The sequence below is a fragment of the Shewanella sp. UCD-KL21 genome (assembly GCF_001957135.1).
Lineage (GTDB): Bacteria > Pseudomonadota > Gammaproteobacteria > Enterobacterales > Shewanellaceae > Shewanella.
On record NZ_MPHK01000001.1, the window covers coordinates 251,407 to 272,827 of the forward strand.

11 protein-coding genes are annotated in these 21,421 nt (G+C 41.9%); 8 read left to right on the top strand and 3 right to left on the bottom strand.

Features of this window, described 5'->3' with window-relative positions:
* Positions 1-717: 717 nt before the first annotated feature.
* Positions 718-2,757, top strand: coding sequence for an excinuclease ABC subunit UvrB (gene uvrB, locus BM739_RS01105; RefSeq protein ID WP_076536418.1), 2,040 nt, complete (start codon positions 718-720; stop codon positions 2,755-2,757).
* Between the two features lie 167 nt (positions 2,758-2,924).
* On the opposite strand, the gene asnS is transcribed toward uvrB, so the two are convergent.
* Complete coding sequence (gene asnS, locus BM739_RS01110; protein ID WP_076536420.1) at positions 2,925-4,325, bottom strand: asparagine--tRNA ligase; 1,401 nt, start codon at positions 4,323-4,325, stop codon at positions 2,925-2,927.
* Positions 4,326-4,788: 463 nt separating this feature from the next.
* Positions 4,789-5,382 carry a CoA pyrophosphatase gene (locus BM739_RS01115; RefSeq protein WP_076536422.1) on the bottom strand — a complete coding sequence of 198 codons (594 nt, stop codon included), beginning with the start codon at positions 5,380-5,382 and terminating at the stop codon, positions 4,789-4,791.
* A gap of 404 nt (positions 5,383-5,786) precedes the next feature.
* On the opposite strand from BM739_RS01115, the gene malQ reads away from it, so the two are divergent.
* The 6 genes from malQ (at position 5,787) to BM739_RS01145 (ending at position 18,045) form a co-directional block, all read left to right on the top strand.
* Entirely contained in the window at positions 5,787-7,970 is a 2,184-nt protein-coding gene (gene malQ, locus BM739_RS01120; protein ID WP_076536424.1) for a 4-alpha-glucanotransferase, read from the top strand.
* A gap of 87 nt (positions 7,971-8,057) precedes the next feature.
* Complete coding sequence (gene glgB / locus BM739_RS01125; RefSeq protein WP_076536426.1) at positions 8,058-10,295, top strand: 1,4-alpha-glucan branching protein GlgB; 2,238 nt, start codon at positions 8,058-8,060, stop codon at positions 10,293-10,295.
* 2 nt (positions 10,296-10,297) lie between these two features.
* The gene (glgX, locus tag BM739_RS01130; RefSeq protein ID WP_076536428.1) at positions 10,298-12,427 is read left to right on the top strand and encodes a glycogen debranching protein GlgX; all 2,130 of its coding nucleotides are present in this window, start codon (positions 10,298-10,300) and stop codon (positions 12,425-12,427) included.
* Positions 12,414-14,927: a glycogen/starch/alpha-glucan phosphorylase gene (locus BM739_RS01135; protein WP_083698028.1), complete on the top strand. Its 2,514-nt coding sequence runs from the start codon at positions 12,414-12,416 to the stop codon at positions 14,925-14,927. Before glgX ends, BM739_RS01135 begins: the two co-directional genes overlap by 14 nt.
* Before the next feature lie 55 nt (positions 14,928-14,982).
* Positions 14,983-16,245 carry a glucose-1-phosphate adenylyltransferase gene (gene glgC, locus BM739_RS01140; protein WP_076536429.1) on the top strand — a complete coding sequence of 421 codons (1,263 nt, stop codon included), beginning with the start codon at positions 14,983-14,985 and terminating at the stop codon, positions 16,243-16,245.
* A gap of 162 nt (positions 16,246-16,407) precedes the next feature.
* Positions 16,408-18,045 (top strand): glycogen synthase, encoded by a 1,638-nt coding sequence (locus tag BM739_RS01145; protein ID WP_076536767.1) that lies wholly within the window; start codon positions 16,408-16,410, stop codon positions 18,043-18,045.
* Between the two features lie 109 nt (positions 18,046-18,154).
* Here the strand turns inward: BM739_RS01145 and pabB are convergent, their stop codons facing one another.
* Entirely contained in the window at positions 18,155-19,570 is a 1,416-nt protein-coding gene (gene pabB, locus BM739_RS01150) for an aminodeoxychorismate synthase component I (RefSeq protein WP_076536431.1), read from the bottom strand.
* A 157-nt stretch (positions 19,571-19,727) separates the two neighbouring features.
* On the opposite strand from pabB, the gene BM739_RS01155 reads away from it, so the two are divergent.
* On the top strand, positions 19,728-21,269 hold the full coding sequence (locus BM739_RS01155) for a fumarate hydratase (protein WP_076536433.1): 1,542 nt from the start codon (positions 19,728-19,730) through the stop codon (positions 21,267-21,269).
* Positions 21,270-21,421 lie beyond the last annotated feature (152 nt).

Sequence of the window (21,421 nt, forward strand, 5' to 3'; positions counted from 1 at the left end):
TAGTTAAAAATGGAGTAAGTACACTAGTAGTAATGGGTGAGATGCAGCTTGAGTGTACTAAGCTAACGTCTTGATTCTAGTAAGTCAGGATATTGCCCCAAGCAGGTATTTTAAGCTAAATGCTTGATCTTAATTACATGCTATTTAATTTGCTAAAAGCTAACAATCGAAACTGTGCAATTGTTATGTAAATTTTTTCTAGTTCGTAAGTCTTACTTTCAAATGTAATTTTATTTCATGATACTTTTTTTACGATTTTATTAAACCGCATCTATTGCAATAGCCCATCAGTATTGGGTTAGAATGACTTATCCACTAAATCTGTGGATAAGCCTGTGTGTTACTCTTGAAATATGCCCTCAAGCCCTTATAAACATTGGTAGTGACTTAAAATCTACCAATATTCAGCATAAATAAAATTCTGTTTAATTTCAGAGTGATAAGAAATGCAATGCTTTTATTCTGATGAATGTTGTTTAGCGAGCCTTAATGTAAACAAGCTTAAGTTAATGTTGTGTATTAAATGGTGCATTCATGAAGGGATTTAGGCACTTTGTTCACCTAATGCAGCCTAAAACTCCGTTTGTAGCAATATTTCATATTTCTACGCTTGAAATGTAATAAATTACTGCTAAGTGTTGTTTTCTATAAATCGCATTCGCAAAGATGGATGGCTTCAGTATAAAATGCACCTTCAACAAAGAAGGATATAACCTAGTGTCAGAATCGGTTTTTAATCTTGTATCAGACTATACACCTGCAGGTGATCAGCCTACGGCAATCAAGCAATTAGTTGATGGCTTAGATGCAGGCGTGGCTAAGCAGACCTTATTAGGGGTTACGGGCTCTGGTAAAACCTTTACGGTCGCCAATATTATTCAAACCTTAGGACGCCCGACGATTATCATGGCGCCAAACAAAACCCTTGCAGCGCAGTTATACGGCGAAATGAAAGAGTTTTTTCCTAATAATGCCGTAGAGTATTTCGTTTCTTATTATGATTATTATCAGCCAGAAGCCTATGTTCCGGCGTCAAATACCTTTATTGAAAAAGATGCCTCGGTCAATGCGCATATTGAACAAATGCGGCTTTCTGCCACCAAAGCCTTATTAGAACGCAAGGATGTGGTGCTTATCGCCTCAGTGTCGGCAATTTATGGTTTAGGCGATCCTGAACTGTATATGAAAATGCTATTGCATCTTCGACAGGGCGATCTCATGGGCCAAAGAGACATTATTACTCGCCTTGGCGAACTACAATACACCCGCAATGACATTGATTTACAGCGCGGTACTTTTAGAGTGCGTGGTGAAGTAATTGATGTCTTTCCTGCTGAATCAGAGCGTGATGCAATACGAATTGAATTATTTGATGATGAAATTGAGCAACTCAGTGAATTTGATCCATTAACAGGGCAGGTCACTAAGCGTTTAGCAAGAACCACTGTTTACCCTAAGAGCCACTATGTCACTCCGCGCGAGACGATTATAGAAGCTACAGAACATATTAAAGAAGAGTTAAGAGAACGTCGTCAGGAGCTATTAGATAACAATAAGCTAATAGAAGCCCAGCGGATCTCTGAGCGGGTGCAATACGATATCGAAATGATGGTCGAACTGGGTTATTGCTCTGGTATTGAAAACTATTCACGCTATCTATCAGGTCGTACAGAAGGCGATGGGCCGCCTACCTTATTAGATTATCTACCAGCAAATGGCCTGCTGATTATCGATGAATCACACGTTACTGTGCCGCAAATTGGCGCTATGTATAAAGGTGACAGAAGCCGTAAAACAACCCTAGTGGAATATGGCTTTAGATTACCGTCAGCGTTAGATAACCGGCCGCTTAAGTTTGAAGAGTTTGAGCAATTAATGCCTCAAACCATTTTTGTCTCTGCCACGCCCAGTGATTATGAGTTTGAACAAAGTGATGGCGAAATTGCAGAGCAGGTGGTTAGGCCGACAGGTTTATTAGATCCTGAATTAGAAGTGCGCCCAGTGGCGATACAAGTAGATGATTTATTATCTGAAATTCCAAAGCGTGTCGCGGCAAATGAAAGGGTTTTAGTGACAACCTTAACTAAGCGAATGTCAGAAGATCTTACTGAATACCTCGATGAACATGGGGTGAAAGTACGCTATTTACATTCAGACATCGATACCGTCGAGCGAGTCGAAGTTATTCGTGACTTAAGGCTTGGGGTATTTGATGTACTGGTGGGGATTAACTTACTTCGTGAAGGACTCGACATGCCTGAGGTGTCTTTAGTGTGTATTTTAGACGCAGACAAAGAAGGCTTTTTGCGCTCCGAGCGCTCTTTAATCCAAACCATTGGCCGCGCGGCACGTAATGTTAACGGTAAAGTGATTTTATATGCTGACAAAATTACCAATTCTATGGCAAAAGCCATGGAAGAAACCGAACGTCGCCGCACCAAACAACATGAGCATAACCTTAAATTAGGCCAAGTACCTAAAGGGGTAGTTAAGAAAATCACCGATGTGATGGACTTAGGCGATCCTCACCGTGGTAACAGTAAACATCAATATACCGCCTTCGGTAAAGTTGCTGAGAAGTCACCTGAATATGGCGATAAAGACACTAAGGTGCTAAGTGTTGCAGAGTTAGCCAAGCAGATTGATATACTTGAAAAGCAGATGCATCAACATGCGCGAGACCTTGAGTTTGAACAAGCCGCAGCTTTAAGAGATGAAGTAAAACAATTGCGAGATAAAATCATTATTAACAGTTAGCGATGAAAAAATTAGTACGCCAACACTATCATTAACTAACGACTTAAAGTGATGTTTAGTTTATTTAAGGCTTTTGGATGAATAAAATTCAATCATCTTATAGCTATATTAAAGCCACAAAAAAACGCGCTAATTAAGCGCGTTTTTATTGAGTGAGCCAGTTAGATTTAGAAGTTGGCTGACTTAGGTGAACGTGGGAATGGGATCACGTCACGGATATTGCTCACGCCAGTAACATAAGATACTAGACGCTCAAAGCCTAAACCAAAACCTGCGTGTGGCACAGTGCCATAACGACGTAGATCACGGTACCACCAGTAATCTTCTTGGTCTAAATTCATTTCAGCAAGACGAGCATCAAGAACATCTAAACGTTCTTCACGTTGTGCGCCGCCAATAATTTCGCCGATACCTGGTGCTAATACGTCCATTGCCGCGACAGTTTTACCGTCATCATTAAGGCGCATGTAGAATGCTTTGATGTCTTTAGGGTAGTTTTTAACAACAACAGGCGCTTTGAAATGCTCTTCAGCAAGGTAGCGTTCATGCTCTGAATGTAAGTCGATACCCCATTCAACATCAAATTCAAACTTCTTATCGCAAGCTTTAAGAATTTCAATGGCATCAGTGTAATCGATTTGGGCGAAGTCACTGGTCACGAATGCTTCTAAACGCTCAATGGCTGTTTTCTCAACTCGTTGGGCAAAGAATTCTAAGTCATCACGACGTTCTTCAAGAACGGCTCTGAAACAGAATTTCAGCATGTCTTCAGCAAGTTTGGCCGCATCATCTAAATCAGCAAAAGCCACTTCAGGTTCAACCATCCAGAATTCAGCTAAATGACGGCTAGTATTTGAGTTTTCCGCGCGGAAAGTCGGGCCAAAGGTATACACTTTTGATAATGCACAAGCGTAAGTTTCAGCATTTAATTGACCTGATACGGTTAAGAATGATTCTTTACCGAAAAAGTCTTCGCTGTAATCAACCGTACCTTGATCGTTACGAGGTAGATTTTCTAAATCTAACGTCGATACACGGAACATTTCACCTGCGCCTTCAGTATCAGAAGCAGTAATAAGTGGTGTAGAAACCCAGATATAACCTTGTTCATTGTAAAAGCGATGGATCGCTTGAGATAAACAGTTACGAACACGGGCAATTGCACCAATAATGTTAGTGCGTGGGCGAAGATGGGCTAATTCGCGTAAATGCTCAATTGAGTGACGCTTAGCTGCCATAGGGTAAGTATCAGGGTCTTCAACTAAACCTGCGACTTCAACCTTGGTCACTTGCATTTCAAATGCTTGGCCTTTACCCGGAGATTCAACAACTTCACCAGTCATGATCACAGAGCAACCAGCAGTAAGCTTTAGCACTTCATTAGTATAATTTTCTAAATTATTCGGTATAACACCTTGAATAGGATCAAAACATGAACCGTCATAAACGGCTAGAAATGAAATACCAGCTTTAGAATCGCGGCGTGAGCGAACCCAACCACGTACCGTAACTTGCGAACCGATCGCAAAGTCACCTTTAAATACAGAAGCGACAGATGTAATGCTCATTGTTGCTTAGTTCTCCAATGAATCAATGATATAAATAGGGGCTTTATATTACCTTGAAATGGGCTTTTCACAAGGGTAAAAGCCGCTTGCAGGCAGATATTTTCACAAGTTTTAACAAACCCAGCTGAATCTGCTTAAAAATATTGCGGGATTATTACTTTTTGATCTGAAAATTCAGTTATAAGCATATGACAAAGTGCTGTTTTTAAAACTTGGCAAACGTAACGAGCGCTGATATGTCGATTATCAAGCCGTTTCGGGGTTTGTGGATTTTAGTGAATCTTAAGCTAATAGAAGCTGCTGTTATAGCGAGTTAAAAAGGATTGAGAACCGGCTATGCTGAGAGGCTGTTTTAACTGTAACGCTTGAAAATGTCATCGGTGGCGGGTTTGTATATTCGCGAGCTTAGTTGAATGGTTAGTATTGTCTCGTATGTGGGGAAACTAAACTTAAGTTGCTTTTATTAACCATTAAAAATTCTGGCTGAATTGTTTAAATGACAGCAAAGCAAATTAATGATTGCCGCTGTTACTCCCCAAATGAATTTACCTTGATAGGGCATATAATGGACATCATAAAAGTTGCCATGACGTTGATACTGAATACTGTGTCGATTATTAGGGTTTAAAAAGTGTTTAAGCGGCACCCAAAAAGCCTCGGCGACTTCTCCAGGATCTAGCGTTATTTCAAAAGGTTGTTTCACAATGCCGATAACTGGGGTTATTTCAAATCCGGTAAAGGTTGTATGGGGCGGAAAGGTACCGATCACATCAACATTATCTGGTAATAAGGCAATTTCTTCTTCGGCCTCTCTAAGGGCAGTAAAAATCATACTGCTATCTTGCTTATCTACTTTACCGCCAGGAAAACTAAATTGACCTGGGTGGGCGCGTAAATGTAATGCTCTTTTAGTGAGTAACAGTTGAAGCTCGCCATCAATTTCGAGTAAAGGCACTAATACCGCGGCTTTTCTAGAGCGGGGCTCTTTCGGTGGGGAAACAATATGGCTTGTTAATGTTTGCAATGAAAAGTGAATATTGAACTGCGTAGTATTCATCAAACGTCCCAGTTAGTCATATTGGTCTTATAAAAATAAAATGGCGCTAGCCTTGCTTTTAAATTAGCACAATAACCGCCAGTATGACGCCTTTAAGCATCTTTTAAGCAAAGTTTTATGACTTTGTTTTTAATTTATAGGTCCGTTAGCAGCTTAATTTGAGGCTTTTTTGCACGCTTGCTGTGCATTAATGCACCAAAGTGATTGTTTTTAATTACGCTTGTAATCTCGTTTTAAACAAGATTGTAAGTTTAATTTAAAATGTATTTTGTTTAAGTTGCTGAAATTAAGTCTTTTTATTTTGTAACCTGATTGAAATTAAACTGTCGTTAAACTGTGATGTTGTACTGGCATGGTAACTGCTGGGTTATTAATCAGTTAAGACATTCGCGAGGGCGACAAATATGGGACTAGGGAAGTTACTGTATTTGCAAGGCGTAGGCGCTGAGTTTATTGATTGCTTTGGCAACAATGTACAGATCCAGCCTCTAGATAGAAATGGAATTTTGCAATCCATGTGTGCTAATGATGCATCAACTAATGATGCATCAATGACTGACGCGCTAAATAATATTGCTACTAATTGTCCTGTTATTAGCTCGCCTTTAACTGATGACTTTATTCAGCAACGGATATTTGAACTAGATGCCGCGCCTTGGTTACTGCCTTTGCATAAATTCCAATGGAGCTATGTGGATGATCCTATTGTTGAGTTCTATTTGCCTGATCATTTTACTGGAAGCATAAAAGTTGAGATTGAAATTGAACATGGTGATAAGTTTCATTTTCCAATCAGCCTTGGTCAAATGCGCGTTGTGGGTGATTACGGTATTGATGGTGTCAGTTATTTTAAATATCAGTATCAATTAAATAATGACATTAATGCTCAGCTAGGCCTTGGTTATCACGGTATCAGTGCCACTGTTGAATCTGCAAACTCCAGTGAAATATATAGCGGTCAATTAATGATTGCGCCGCGAAGCGCCTATGTTCATGCTGGCAATAAAACCGCCAAATGGGGGCTTAGCACCCAACTTTATAGCCTTACTAGCCAAAGCCAGTGGGGGATTGGTGACTTTAATGATTTACAAAAGCTCATCGAGTTAGCTGCTGTAAAAGGCGCCGATTTTATTTTACTCAACCCATTACACGCTCTGGATTTACCAGAAAGTGTCAGCCCTTATAGTCCATCAGATAGACGTCGACTTAATCCCTTATACATCCATATCGAATCAGTGGTTGAATACGTTGATATTGAAGGGGTTATAAGCTCGAAGCTTTGGCGAAATAAACAATATCAATTAGCTCAGTCTAGATTGCTTGATTACAGCGAGATACATGAAACTAAGTTTTCTATTTATCAAATGTTATTTAACGCGTTTATCAAAGCGCATAAAAACAACCACAGTAAACGCTACCTAGACTTTGTTGAATTTAAGCAACAACAGGGTGAAGGTTTAAGCCAATATGTCAGCCACCAGCAACAGCAAAATCCGTGTTTTACAGATCCAGAATTTCTGTGTTATTTACAATTTGTCGCCTATGAGCAATTACTTCAGTGTCAGGCGAAAGCCAAAACCGCAGGCATGTCCCTAGGGCTAATTCGTGATATGGCAGTCGGTGCGTCGCCTACGGGGGCAGAGGTCAGTGCTAATATCGACAATTTTTGTACCAATGCCAATATTGGTGCACCGCCAGATTCCTTTGCCCCTCAAGGGCAAAACTGGGGCTTAATCCCTTTTGACCCTATCAAATTAACCCAACATAGATTTGAGCATTTCATTCAGTTGATCCGCTCGAATATGGTGTCTTGTGGCGGGTTACGAATCGACCATGTCATGGGCTTATTACGCTTATGGTGGTGGCCTAAACAGCAAGGATTAGGCAATGGGGCATATGTCTATTACCCATTGGATACTTTATTAGCCATTTTATGCCTAGAAAGTCAGCGAGCTCAATGTGTATTAATTGGCGAAGACCTCGGCATAGTGCCCCCAGAAATTGTCGCCAACCTAGCTAAAGCAAAAATATTTTCAAACGAATTATTTTACTTTGCTAAACATCATGATGGCTTTATGAACCCCGCCTTTTATAAGTCTCACAGTTTGATGATGCTAGCAAACCATGATGTGCCGACATTAACGGCGTGGTGGACTGCGGCAGATATTGAATTACGGCATCAGTTAAATCTGTATGACAACGAGCAACAGCTGGGTGAGGCGAAATCGCTAAGGCTTATAGAGAAGCAACAACTACTGGATTTACTTAGTCAGCATCATCTTATCAAAGACAATACTGTGATGGATGAGGTTGATTTTGAGAAATTAATGATTGCTTGGCTTCAGCTAACGGCATCGGGTAATTCAGCGCTATATAGCATTCAAATTGACGATCTGATCGATGAAGTCAAACCGATAAACATTCCCGGCACTTGGAAACAATACCCTAATTGGTGTCGACGCTTAAGTCGCACTTTAGAGCAAATGTCTGCCGATGCCACAGTCAGTAACAGGCTTGATATCGTTAATAAAACCAGACGCAGTAAATATATGGATGACAGTAAGCCTGAACGGGCTGTTAACGGCTAAGGCAATTAACCACTAGTGCCATTATCGAAATGGCAATGAACAAATAATGTAATCAATTAAATTTAAACATTAATGGAGCAATGCAAAATGACTAATAATGCCCCTTATTTTAATCATGGAACTGATACCGCATTACTGAGTGGTGATTTTACTGATGTATTTTCATTACTGGGTATGCATAAAGCCGACAATGGCAAATCTTTGATCGTCAGATGCTTCGTCAAAGGTGCAATAGAAGTTGAAGTTATCAGCCTAAAAGACGGTAAAAAAGTCGCTTCATTAACCCAAGTTGATGAGCAGGGTTTATTTGCCGGCATTATGGGACGCCGGGTTAAGCCATTTTTATATAGCTTAAAAGTGACTTATCCAATGAGTGTTGAAACCATAATCGATCCCTACCAGTTTGGTAGTTTATTGGATGATGATGATATCTACTTATTTGCAGAAGGTAAGCAGCAAAAAAGTTACCAATTTCTGGGCGCAAACTGGAAGACTATCGCAGGTGTAGAAGGTGTTCATTTTTGTGTTTGGGCGCCGAATGCCCAAAAAGTTGCCGTAGTCGGTGATTTTAATCATTGGGATGGCAGAGCCCATATCATGCGCTTTCATCCTAGTAATGGCATTTGGGAAATATTTATTCCCAATGCTGATGCAGGCCAATTTTATAAATTTAGTGTCACGACACAAGATGGCGCTTTAACTGAAAAAGCCGACCCTTATGCGATTCAAATGCAAGCCGCGCCGGGTAATTCATCGGTTGTTCCACACAAAACCGATTATAAATGGCAAGACAAAAAATGGCTTAAACAGCGCGCGAAACAGCAACTACATCAATTACCTATGTCTGTTTATGAAGTTCATCTCGCTTCATGGAAGCGTAAAGGTGAGTGGGGCGATAGTTACCTCAGTTATCAAGACTTAGCTGATGAATTAATCCCATATCTTAAAGAAATGGGCTTTACCCACCTGCAACTGATGCCAATCAGTGAATACCCGTTTGATGGCTCTTGGGGTTATCAACCTGTTGGTTTATATGCAGCAACTTACCGCTTTGGTGATCCCGTTGGCTTAAAAGCCTTTATTGATGAATGTCATCAACATGATATTGGGGTTTTATTAGATTGGGTGCCGGCTCATTTTCCGAAAGATCCTCATGGATTGGCAAAGTTTGACGGCAGTTGTTTGTATGAGCATCAAGATCCACGTCAAGGAGAGCACCCTGATTGGGATACTTTAATCTTTAATTACGGCCGCGGCGAAGTACAAAGCTTTTTACTCAGTAATGCCTGTTATTGGCTTGAAGAGTTTCACTTTGATGGACTAAGACTCGATGCGGTGTCCTCTATGCTATATCTCGATTACAGCCGAGAATCTGGTCAATGGCTACCTAATGAGTATGGCGGACGCGAAAACATTCAAGCCATTGAATTTTTGAAACTACTCAATGAGCGCATTTATGCTGCCTACCCAGGTGTGACCATGGTGGCAGAAGAATCAACCGCTTGGGGCGGAGTGACAGACACCACAGAAAATGGTGGCTTAGGCTTTGGCTTTAAGTGGAATATGGGCTGGATGAATGACTGTTTAAGTTACCTTAGTCGCGATCCTATTTATCGTAAACATCACCACCATGAAATGACCTTTAGCTTAGTGTATGCCTATACCGAGCAATTTATTTTATCGCTAAGTCACGATGAAGTGGTGCACGGTAAAGGCTCATTACTGCATAAAATCCCCGGTGATGATTGGCAAAAGTTTGCCACCTTAAGAAGCTTTTTAGGCTTTATGTGGGGCCATCCTGGTAAAAAACTGCTGTTTATGGGGACTGAGTTTGCCCAACGTGATGAGTGGAACCATAACCAAAGCCTAGATTGGCATTTGCTGCAATACGCGCCGCACCAAGGCATGCAAGATTGGGTAAAAGATCTCAATAGTTTATACAGTGAAAGCCCAGCCTTATATGAACTGGACCATCAACCATCAGGCTTTCAATGGCTTGATTGTGATAATGGTGATGCCAGTATCTTTAGTTTTATCCGTTATGCCAAAGACAGTGGCCAGCATTTAATATTTGTGGTCAATATGACCCCGCAAGTGCATTACGACTTTAGGGTCGGTTTGCCTTCTGAAAATGATTATATCGAAGTACTTAACAGTGATAGCCCGTGTTATGGCGGCAGTGCGGTAAGTAATGGCACCATTATTAATACCGATGTTGACTGGCAAGGCATGGCGCGAAGTGGTCTGGTGACTGTACCGCCACTGGCCACCATAGTGCTTAGTGTTAACAGTGCTGACTCAACCCTAGAATCTGCAGAGGATTAACTATGGAATCGGTTAACCCTTTGCTTACAGGAAAGCCTTACCCCTTGGGTGCCAGCGTTGATGATAATGGCGTGAACTTTACGCTATTTTCAGCTAACGCCACCCAAGTGGTGCTATGTGTTTTTGACGAGTTTGGGCTTAACGAACAACAATTTCCGTTAACCCAAAAAACCAGACAAATTTGGCATGGCTATTTGCCACAAGCAAAAGCAGGCACCTTGTATGGTTATCGGGTTTATGGACCCTATCAACCCTTACTTGGCCACCGCTTTAATCACCATAAGTTATTACTAGACCCTTACGCCAAGCAGCTGTTTGGTGAACTTGAAGTTAACGATGTAACTTATGGCTATCAAATTGATAGCCCTGATTCTGATTTATCGTTTTGTAGCAAAGATAACGGCAAATACATGCCCAAATGCTGTGTTGTCGATGACAGAGCGCTACGAAATAGACCGGTTAAAAGGCTTAATATTCCTTTAGAGCAAACCATCATTTATGAAACCCATGTAAAAGGTTTTAGTGTATTAAACCCCGAAGTAAATGATGATATTAAAGGCACTTATGCTGGCCTTGCTGCCCCCAGCAGTATTCAATATTTAACCCAATTAGGGGTTAACTGTGTTGAGCTACTGCCAGTGCAGAGCTTTTTCAATGAGCCATTTTTAATTGAAAAGAACCTCAGTAATTACTGGGGTTACAACAGCATTGGATTTTTTGCCCCCAACGCTGCTTATATGAGTGGTGAGAGTATTACTGAATTTCGCGATATGGTTGATAGCCTGCACGATGCGGGTATCGAAGTGATCTTAGATGTGGTTTATAACCATACTGCAGAAGGCAGTCGTTTGGGACCCACCTTAAGCTTTCGCGGCATCGACAACGCCAACTATTATCGATTGGTGTCTAACGAACAGCGTTTGTATATCAATGATACTGGTTGCGGTAACACCTTTAATTCCAACCATCCGCAAGTGTTGCAACTCATTATGGACTCATTGCGATATTGGGTTGAAGTCATGGGCGTTGATGGCTTTAGATTTGATTTAGCCAGTTGCTTAGGCCGTGAAACCTATGGTTTTGATCCCGGCTGCGGTTTTTTTGATGCCTTATCGCAAGATCCCGTGTTGTGTCAGGTGAAACTGATTGCCGAGCCTTGGGATATTGGCCCTGGGGGTTATCAGCTGGGTAATTATCCTATTGCATTTAGTGAATGGAACGATCGCTACAGAGATACCATGCGCCGTTTTTGGCGCGGCGATCATGGCATGCTCCCTGAATTTGCCAGACGCTTTCATGGCTCAGATGACTTTTTTGAACACCATGGCCGCAGTCCATCGGCGAGTATTAATTTCATTACCAGTCATGATGGTTACACCTTAAAAGACTTAGTGAGCTTTAACCAACGGCATAACTTGGCTAATGGTGAAGGTAACCGCGACGGCCATCATGAAAACCTCAGTGCCAATTACGGCGAAGAAGGCGAAACCAGCAAGGTTGCGATTAACCAAATTCGTCAACGTCAGCAACGAAACTTTCTTGCCACCTTATTGCTGTCTCAAGGGGTGCCCATGATGTTGTGTGGTGACGAGATGGGAAACAGTCAGCAAGGCAATAACAATGCTTATTGCCAAGACAACAAGATTAGCTGGATAGACTGGAAAACGATTGATTGGTCGTTAGTTGAATTTACCTCGCAATTAATTAACTTACGTCAGCGTTTCCCGATTTTATGCCATAAAGACTTTATTCATGTGCCTGATAATAAACGTGATAGCGGTTTTGTTTGGTATGGCCGTGATGGCGAACCTATGTCCAAACGCCAATGGAGTGAACAAAGCTGTCGCAGTTTGGCGGTGGTGATAACTTCCGGTGAATTAGCGCAACAACCCCACGCACTCTTACTGGTACTCAATGCTGATGTTGAAAATCAATCATTTACCTTACCGAGTTTAAATTGTTACGGCCCTTGGCAATGCTTGCTGTCAACCCAAAACCTCAATAACGACAATTTAGCGCAAAGCGAATTGATTAAAGAAAGAAAGGCGGTTCTTCAAAGTCGAAGCCTGATGTTATTTCATGCAAATTTTCAACTAGTTCAAGATAAGGAATCAATTGATGACAGTCACTAAAAGGAAAACGCGCGAGAAAAAATCTGACACGAAAGTGAGCAAACAGGCGGTCAAAAGTGAAGCCGTAAGCAATGATCACCAAGATTGCGATCCTTGTGACAGTTTAGATGCCACCTTTAAGCGACAGCTTCAAGGGGTGTTAAGCCGTGATGAAAATGCCACCAACGATATGTACGGCGCGTTAGCGTCAGCGGTTAAAGCCAATTTATTGCAACAATGGCGAGAAACGCGCTTAAAAGACAACCAATATCAGCAAAAACAAGTGGCTTATTTATCGCTGGAATTTTTGATGGGCCGCACCTTGGGTAATGCTTTACTCAGTTTAGATTTAACAACAGAGACTCATGAGGCGCTAAATAGCTACGCAGTAGATTTAGAAACTTTACAGGAAGCCGAGCTTGATGCTGGCTTAGGCAACGGCGGTTTAGGCCGCTTAGCCGCGTGCTTTTTAGATAGCTGCGCCAGTTTAGACCTAGCGGTTGTTGGCTATGGTATTCGCTATGAATACGGCATGTTTAAGCAAAAAGTGGTTGATGGTTATCAAATAGAGCAACCGGATCGCTGGTTAAGAGAAGGGAATCCATGGGAAGTGCGATTAGCTAATCACACCATTACCGTGCCCTTTTTTGGCCATACAGAATCCTATGTCGATCTACAAGGTCATCGCCATTATGTGTGGATTGATACCCAAGATGTCAACGCTGTGCCACACGACATGCCAGTTCCAGGCTATAAAAACGGTCGGATTAATACTTTAAGGCTGTGGAAAGCTGAAGCCACTGATGATTTTGATTTAGCAGAATTTAATGATGGTGATTATACCGAGGCTGTGGCCCGCAAAAATATGGCCGAGCAAATTACCATGGTGCTGTATCCCAATGACGCCAGTGAAAATGGTAAAGAGCTGCGTTTAAGGCAGCAGTATTTCTTATCTTCGGCCAGCTTACAGGACATTTTACTGCGCTATGTGGCGGTTCATGGCAGCGATTTTAGCCGCTTTAGTGAGCTTAATGCCATGCAACTTAATGATACTCACCCGAGTATTTCAGTGCCTGAATTAATGCGTTTACTCATGGATAGCTATGGCTTGGATTGGGATCAAGCATGGGAGATTACCTCAAGCAGTGTGGCATACACTAATCACACCTTGTTACCAGAAGCGCTAGAGCGCTGGCCTGTGCGCATGCTAAAGCACATGTTGCCACGCATTTTGGACATTATTTATGAAATTAATGCCCGTTACCTTGAAGACGTTGCTCACCATTGGCCAGGGGATAATGACAAATTAGCGGCGATGTCGGTTATCGAAGAAGGCCACGAACCCCATGTGAGAATGGCATACCTTGCAATTGTGGCTAGCTTTTCGGTTAATGGCGTCGCTGGGCTGCATACCCAACTATTAAAGTCTGGTTTGTTTAATGATTTTTATCAGCTATGGCCACACAAATTCAATAATAAAACCAATGGTGTGACGCCAAGGCGCTGGCTGGCCCATTGTAATCCGCGCTTGGCACAGCTAATTACTCGCCGTTTAGGTGATAGTTGGGTGACCGATTTAACTCAGCTAACGGCTCTTAATGCCTTTACCGATGACAAAGCCTTTTTGAAGCAGTGGCAAAGCGTCAAATTTGATAACAAGGTAGATTTAGCCAAATTAGTAGCAGCTGAGTGTGAAGTTGAGTTTGACCCTAAGATGATGTTTGATGTACAGGTTAAGCGCATTCATGAATACAAACGCCAGTTACTGAATATCTTGCATGTTATTCATTTATATCAACGCATAGTGGCGGGTGATACCCAAGGGATGCAGCCCCGTTGTGTGCTGATTGGCGGCAAAGCGGCGCCCGGTTATGCCATGGCCAAGCAAATCATCAAACTCGCCAATAATGTGGCCCATATGGTGAACTCAGATCCTGTGGTAACGCCATATTTACGTTTTGCATTTTTGCCAAACTATAACGTCAGCGCCATGGAAAAGATTTGTCCGGCCACAGATTTATCCGAGCAAATCTCCACTGCGGGTAAAGAAGCATCGGGTACTGGCAATATGAAATTTATGATGAATGGCGCTCTCACCATAGGCACCCTCGATGGTGCAAACGTTGAAATGCTTGAAGAAGTCGGTGATGACAACTTCTTCTTATTTGGTCTTAATGCTGACGAGGTTAGTCAGCTTAAATCTCACTACAACCCCCATCAATATATTCAACAGTCACCAGCACTCAAACATGTGTTAGAGATGCTTAAAAGTGGCCATTTCAATTTAGTGGAACCGGGTATTTTTGACAGCATTATTGCTGCCATTGAAGACCCATATGATCAATGGATGATCGCCGCAGATTTTGATGCATATCGCGTAGCACAAGAAAACGTCGCTGCTGCCTATGCCAATCAAGAACACTGGACTCAAATGAGTATTAGAAATACTGCATCCAGCGGACGTTTTTCTAGTGACAACACTATTAGTGCGTATCGTGACGACATTTGGTTTGCCAAATAATCACGCCATTATATTTTCAGCAAGTTGCTGAGTTTAAAGTTAGGAGTCTTAATATATGTCAAATGCTCGTTATATTAGTAATCTTACCCGTGATACCTATGCATTAATTCTAGCTGGTGGTCGAGGCTCTCGCTTACATGAGTTAACCGATTGGCGTGCTAAACCGGCGTTATATTTCGGAGGTAAGTTCCGCATTATCGATTTTCCATTATCAAACTGCATTAACTCAGGGATCCGCCGAGTTGGGGTTGTCACCCAATACAAATCTCACTCGTTAATTCGCCATGTTAGCCGTGGTTGGGGCCACTTTAAGAAAGAGTTAGGCGAGTCAGTGGAAATCTTGCCAGCATCACAGCAAACCTCCGGTAACTGGTATGAAGGTACTGCCGATGCGGTATTTCAAAATATTGATATTATTCGTCATGAGTTACCTAAATATGTGATGGTGTTATCTGGGGACCACGTTTATCGCATGGATTATGCCGGTTTACTGGCCGCTCATGCGGAATCTGGCGCAGATATGACTGTGTGCTGTTTAGAAACGCCCATTCCTGAAGCGGCTAATGCCTTTGGGGTAATGGAAGTGGATGAAGATATGCGAGTGGTCGGCTTTGAAGAAAAACCTGCCGTGCCTAAATCTATCCCGGGTAATGAAGAGTTTTGTTTAGCATCAATGGGCAACTATGTGTTTAACACTAAGTTTTTATTCGAACAGTTAAAAAAAGATGCTAATAACGCAAACTCAGACCGAGATTTTGGTAAAGATATTATTCCGTCCATTATCGAGCACGCCAATATATTTGCTTTCCCGTTCACCAGTGCTGTACCTGATGAGCCAGCATACTGGCGTGATGTGGGCACCTTGGATTCATTTTTTCAAGCCAATATGGAGTTATTGTCACCTACACCTGCACTGAATTTATATGATGCTAAGTGGCCAATTTGGACTTATCAGGAACAACTTCCACCCGCTAAATTTGTTTTCGATGACGATGATCGCCGTGGTATGGCGGTGGATTCTATTGTCTCCGGTGGTTGTATTATCTCGGGTGCTAAGGTCAAGCGAAGTGTGCTGTTTGATGAAGTACGGGTGTGTTCATACTCATTAGTGAAAGACTCGGTGTTGTTACCTGATGTGGTAGTACTTAAAAATTGCCGCATACAAAACGCCATTATTGATCGCGGTTGTATTATCCCTGATGGTATGGAAATTGGCTTTAATCGCGCCCAAGATATTGCCCGTGGATTTAGGGTGTCAGAAAAAGGCATAACCCTAGTTACTAGAAAAATGCTCGGTTTACCGACGGGTTATGAGTAATTGGTTTAGTCGGTTTATTTAATTTAGTCGGCTTAGTCAATTTAGTTGAGCTGCTGGTTTAACCCTTTGGTTAAACTTGGCGGCTCAGCAATTAATATTATGTAAAAGCAAATAAAAAACCTAATAGCATTTAAAAGGTATTCATTAGTGAAAAAAGTATTAATGATCGCAGCTGAGAACGATGCCATATCCGGCGCGAAAGTCGGTGGTATGGCTGATGTTATCCGCGACTTGCCACCAGCATTAGCCTGTGAAGATATTATTGTGGATGTGGCTATGCCAAATTATGGCTACATTGCACAAAGCTATAATGCCGATGATATCGGCACAGTAGCGGTAAAATTTGGCGCTAATATTGAAATCGTCAGCGTGGCGAAAATGCCCAGACCCAGCCCTGATGGCAATACAAACCTTAATAGCCAAGTTTACTTATTCGAGCATCATTTATTTAATAGCGAGGGTAATCAAGTTTATAGTGCAGGCAGTAATGATAGGCCCTTTGCAGATGACGCCACTAAGTTTGCCTTATTTAATTTAGCGGTAGCCCAAGCTTATATTGATGGTTTGATCCCCGAAGTTGATGTGATGCATATGCATGACTGGCACGCCGGAATGCTGGTGATGTTACGGGCATTTGACTCACAATATGCCATGTTAAAGCAATGCCAATGTGTATTCTCAATTCATAATTTAGCCCTGCAGGGCATAAGACCCATACGTGATGATGTTTCATCATTTGCTGCATGGTTTCCTGAATTAACGCAGCATTTAACGGATGAGCAAAAAGCCCATTTAAGCGATCCACGATACCCTAATTGTGTAAACCCGATGAAAATGGGTATTGAGCTCAGTGACAAGGTACATTTAGTGTCGCCGACCTATGCCAATGAGGTGTTAATGGCATCCGATCATCAAAATGGTTTTTTTGGTGGTGAAGGCTTAGAAGCATCCATGTTAGACAAACATAATCGTGGCGACATTGTAGGAATACTCAATGGCTGTGTTTATGAAAAAGCTGAAAGCGAATTGACCACTGCAAAACCTGATAAGAAAACCGCTAACAAATCGATTAATCAGCTATTAGTGAAATCACAAGATGCAGTCATTAAATGGTTAGGCAAAACAGACTCTGCTCGTAGTGTCGATCAAATAGCTTTAGCGCGTTTACAACAATGGCAAATGCAACAAATCAACCAAGCGAGCTCGATTGATTTCTTAATGACATCAGTAGGGCGGTTAACAGATCAAAAGGTGTTGCTGTTACGTCAACCCTATCCCGTTGAAGCAAACAGTGCTGGCCAAAGCCTATTAGACGCTATGCTGATTGAGTTAAAACGATTAAAACCCCAAGGGGTGTTTATGCTACTGGGGAGTGGCGATCATGTCATAGCCAAAGAGTTTCAACTGGTTGCATCAAGGCACAGTAACTTTGTGTTTATTAATGGCTATGATCAGCATTTATCTGATGAACTTTATCAGTTAGGTGATTTGTTTGTCATGCCAAGTAGCTTTGAGCCTTGTGGTATCAGCCAACTATTAGCCATGAAGCAAGGTCAGGTATGTATTGCCCATGGGGTAGGTGGTTTACGGGATACCATTAGAGATCAGCAAACTGGATGGTTATTTGAAGGTCATAATTTAGCTCACCAAGCGGAGCAATTTATTCAGGTGTTAATTAACGCCTTAAGCTTGAGTAATGAGCAACCTGAGCAATATCGTCAAATGGGGATTGCTGCCAGTCAAGAACGCTTTAGCTGGCAACAGGTGGCTAAGCAATATCGCCAGCAGCTATACAGTTAAAACATGTAAAACACTAAGTTAAAGGTTAAGTAAAGCGCACAGTGTTGTTTGTGAGATTTTACTTAACCCTTAACTGAGCTGTTACTATGCTTGAATTAATACGCTTGAATTAGAGTTTTTCTAATATTGGCAGAATTTTACTGATCTTATCAAAGCATTCTTGATATTCAGCCTCGGCATTAGAATCTGCCACTACGCCGCCACCAGCCCAGCAATAAATCTTATCTTCTTCAGTCACCAAGGTTCTAATGGTAATGCTAGTGTCCATAGTGCCATCTTGACTGATATAACCAATACTGCCGCAATAAATACTGCGTCTTGATGGCTCTAACTCTTCAATAATTTGCATAGCTCTAATTTTTGGCGCGCCAGTGATAGAACCACCCGGAAAGGCTGCCTTGATAATATCGATGGCAGACAAATTAGCCGCGAGGGTAGCTTCAATGGTGCTCACTAAATGATGCACCGCAGGGAAGCTTTCAATATCAAACAATTTGGGCACATTAACTGAGCCTGCAGTGGCCACTTTACTGATGTCATTACGCAGTAAATCCACAATCATCACGTTTTCAGCGCGATCTTTAATCGAGTTTTGTAACTGCTGAGCATTTTGTTTATCAATTTCTGCATTCGCTGAGCGCGGCAAAGTGCCCTTAATAGGCTTAGTCGAAATCTTATCACCAGAAAGCTGTATAAATCGCTCCGGTGAAATTGACATGATGCAGTGATTATCCAATCTCAAGAAGGCTGAAAAGGGCGCTTTATTGGCTGCCGATAAGGCGCAATACGCTTGCCATTCATTGCCATGATAGTTAGCTGAAAATCGCTGAGTCAAATTTATTTGATAGCAATCACCGGAATGTAAATATTGCTGCACTCGCTTAAAGCTGTGTTGATATTGCTTACTGGTTGTCTGATTTCTCCAAGGAGAACTTAGTTTAAATGCTGGCTTTATTGATTTGTTATTAGCTAATTGTTTTATAGTGGCATCAATTTTATTCAAAGCAGTATTAAGGGCTATTTGGCCTTGATAATGTATACCAAACCAGCTTTGCTGCTGATAACAATAAATCAAGCAAAAGTCATAAAAACCCACGCTCATTTCAGGCAAGTGAATATCTTGTTTAGCACTGTCTGGCAGTTTTTCTATCACTCTTCCTAAGTCATAACTAAAGCTACCTAATGCGCCGCCACTAAAAGGGAACTTGCATGGCTGTTTTGTCGGGTAAAGTGTTTGTTGCAGCTGAGCTAGATTATCAAAAACAGCTTGCTTACTATCAAGGCTCGCTAGTAACGGGCTTAACGCTTCATCGACAATAGTGAGTTTACTGAGGTTATTTTGATATGTTAAACAAGCAATTGGACTAATAACGATAATGTCGTATTTGGCATCAGTGTGAGCTGCATTGGCTGAATCTAAAAGCATAGCCCAAGGCTGGTGGCTGAAATATTCAAACAATGTGTGCGTACTAATATCCCAATCGAGTTGCTGAATTGCCAGTGATTGCTTGCCCCGAGAATGCATGTTGTAACCTATTTAAAATGTGATGTAGCCCAAAAACGTTGGAAAGAGTATCATATTGTCCTTGAAAGGATTAATAGCTAATTGAATGCAATTTTAAAATTGTGTTCATATAAAAATAACACAAGTTATGCCGCAATGGCTGCTGGAGCGCCCCTATATGTCTACAAACTCATCTGCTAATGTCGTGATCAAGCAAGCTGACTTTATTGAAAGCATTGCTGATTCTCTGCAGTATATTTCGTACTACCATCCTAAAGATTTCGTTGATGCAATGGCTAAGGCCTACGATCGTGAAGAAAGCGAGGCAGCAAAAGATGCTATCGCGCAGATTTTGATTAACTCGCGTATGTCAGCTGAAGGTAAGCGTCCTTTATGCCAAGACACTGGGATTGTGACTACCTTTGTAAAAATTGGTATGGCAGTGCAGTGGGACAAAACCGATATGACGGTTCAAGAAATGGTAGATGAAGGCGTACGCCAAGCTTACCTGAATCCTGATAACCCTTTACGTGCCTCAATCGTTGCCGATCCTGCTGGTACCCGTAAAAACACCCGCGATAACACACCTTCTGTGGTTCATATTGATATGGTGCCAGGTAATCATATTGAAGTGATGATCGCAGCAAAAGGTGGCGGCTCAGAAAACAAATCTAAAATGGTGATGTTAAACCCGTCAGATGATATTGCTGCGTGGGTTGAAAAAACCTTACCGACTATGGGCGCAGGTTGGTGTCCGCCAGGTATGTTAGGCATAGGTATTGGTGGCACAGCTGAAAAAGCCGCGGTACTTGCCAAAGAGTCGTTAATGGACCCGGTTGATATCCATGAGCTAATGGAGCGCGGCGCTGAAACCACTGAAGAAAAGCTGCGTTTAGATATCTTCGAACGTGCCAACAATACGGGTATTGGCGCGCAAGGCTTAGGCGGCTTAACCACGGTACTTGATATTAAAATTAAATCAGTGCCGACTCACGCAGCGTCAAAACCTGTGGTAATGATCCCTAACTGCGCCGCAACACGTCACGTGCATTTCCACTTAGATGGTACTGGCCCTGCTGACTTAGTGCCGCCATCATTAGCTGATTGGCCTGAAATCACCCGTGAAGCCGGTGAGAATACTCATCGTGTTAATTTAGACACTGTCACTCAAGCTGAAATTGAAACTTGGAAAAGCGGCGATACCTTATTACTGAACGGTAAAATGCTAACAGGTCGTGATGCGGCTCATAAACGCATTCAAACCTTGATTGAATCAGGTGAAGGTTTACCTGAAGGCGTCGACTTTACTGGTAAATTTATTTACTACGTAGGGCCTGTTGACCCAGTAGGCGATGAAGTTGTGGGTCCTGCAGGCCCAACAACCGCGACTCGTATGGATAAGTTCACTGATCTTATGCTAGATAAAACAGGTTTAATGGGCATGATTGGTAAGTCTGAACGTGGGCCACAAACCGTTGAATCAATCAAAAAACACAAAGCCGTGTATTTAATGGCTGTCGGCGGCGCTGCTTACTTAGTATCTAAAGCGATTAAGAAATCACGTGTGGTGGCTTTTGAAGACTTAGGTATGGAAGCTATCTATGAATTTGATGTTCAAGATATGCCGGTTACCGTAGCTGTGGATACTCAAGGGGTTAACGCCCATGAAACAGGCCCGGCAATTTGGAAAATTAATATTGCCAATGCAAAAGCCCAATAAGCGTTAATTTGATTTCACGTTATGGTTTTTGTGGTTAATTTAGTCAAATAGTACAAATAATCTCGCTCAGGTTTGGATTGTGTCAAAATCCTATTGCCTGAGCGTTTTTGTTTGGGTAGTGTGCTATCAGTAATTAATTTTGGTTTTTTGAA

Coding starts and splice junctions, on each gene's coding strand:
- glgB (WP_076536426.1), top strand. CDS start 8,058: ATGACTAATAATGCCCCTTATTTTAATCATGGAACTGATACCGCATTA.
- pabB (WP_076536431.1), bottom strand. CDS start 19,570: ATGCATTCTCGGGGCAAGCAATCACTGGCAATTCAGCAACTCGATTGG.
- BM739_RS01145 (WP_076536767.1), top strand. CDS start 16,408: ATGATCGCAGCTGAGAACGATGCCATATCCGGCGCGAAAGTCGGTGGT.
- BM739_RS01155 (WP_076536433.1), top strand. CDS start 19,728: ATGTCTACAAACTCATCTGCTAATGTCGTGATCAAGCAAGCTGACTTT.
- BM739_RS01115 (WP_076536422.1), bottom strand. CDS start 5,382: ATGAATACTACGCAGTTCAATATTCACTTTTCATTGCAAACATTAACA.
- asnS (WP_076536420.1), bottom strand. CDS start 4,325: ATGAGCATTACATCTGTCGCTTCTGTATTTAAAGGTGACTTTGCGATC.
- glgX (WP_076536428.1), top strand. CDS start 10,298: ATGGAATCGGTTAACCCTTTGCTTACAGGAAAGCCTTACCCCTTGGGT.
- BM739_RS01135 (WP_083698028.1), top strand. CDS start 12,414: ATGACAGTCACTAAAAGGAAAACGCGCGAGAAAAAATCTGACACGAAA.
- malQ (WP_076536424.1), top strand. CDS start 5,787: ATGGGACTAGGGAAGTTACTGTATTTGCAAGGCGTAGGCGCTGAGTTT.
- glgC (WP_076536429.1), top strand. CDS start 14,983: ATGTCAAATGCTCGTTATATTAGTAATCTTACCCGTGATACCTATGCA.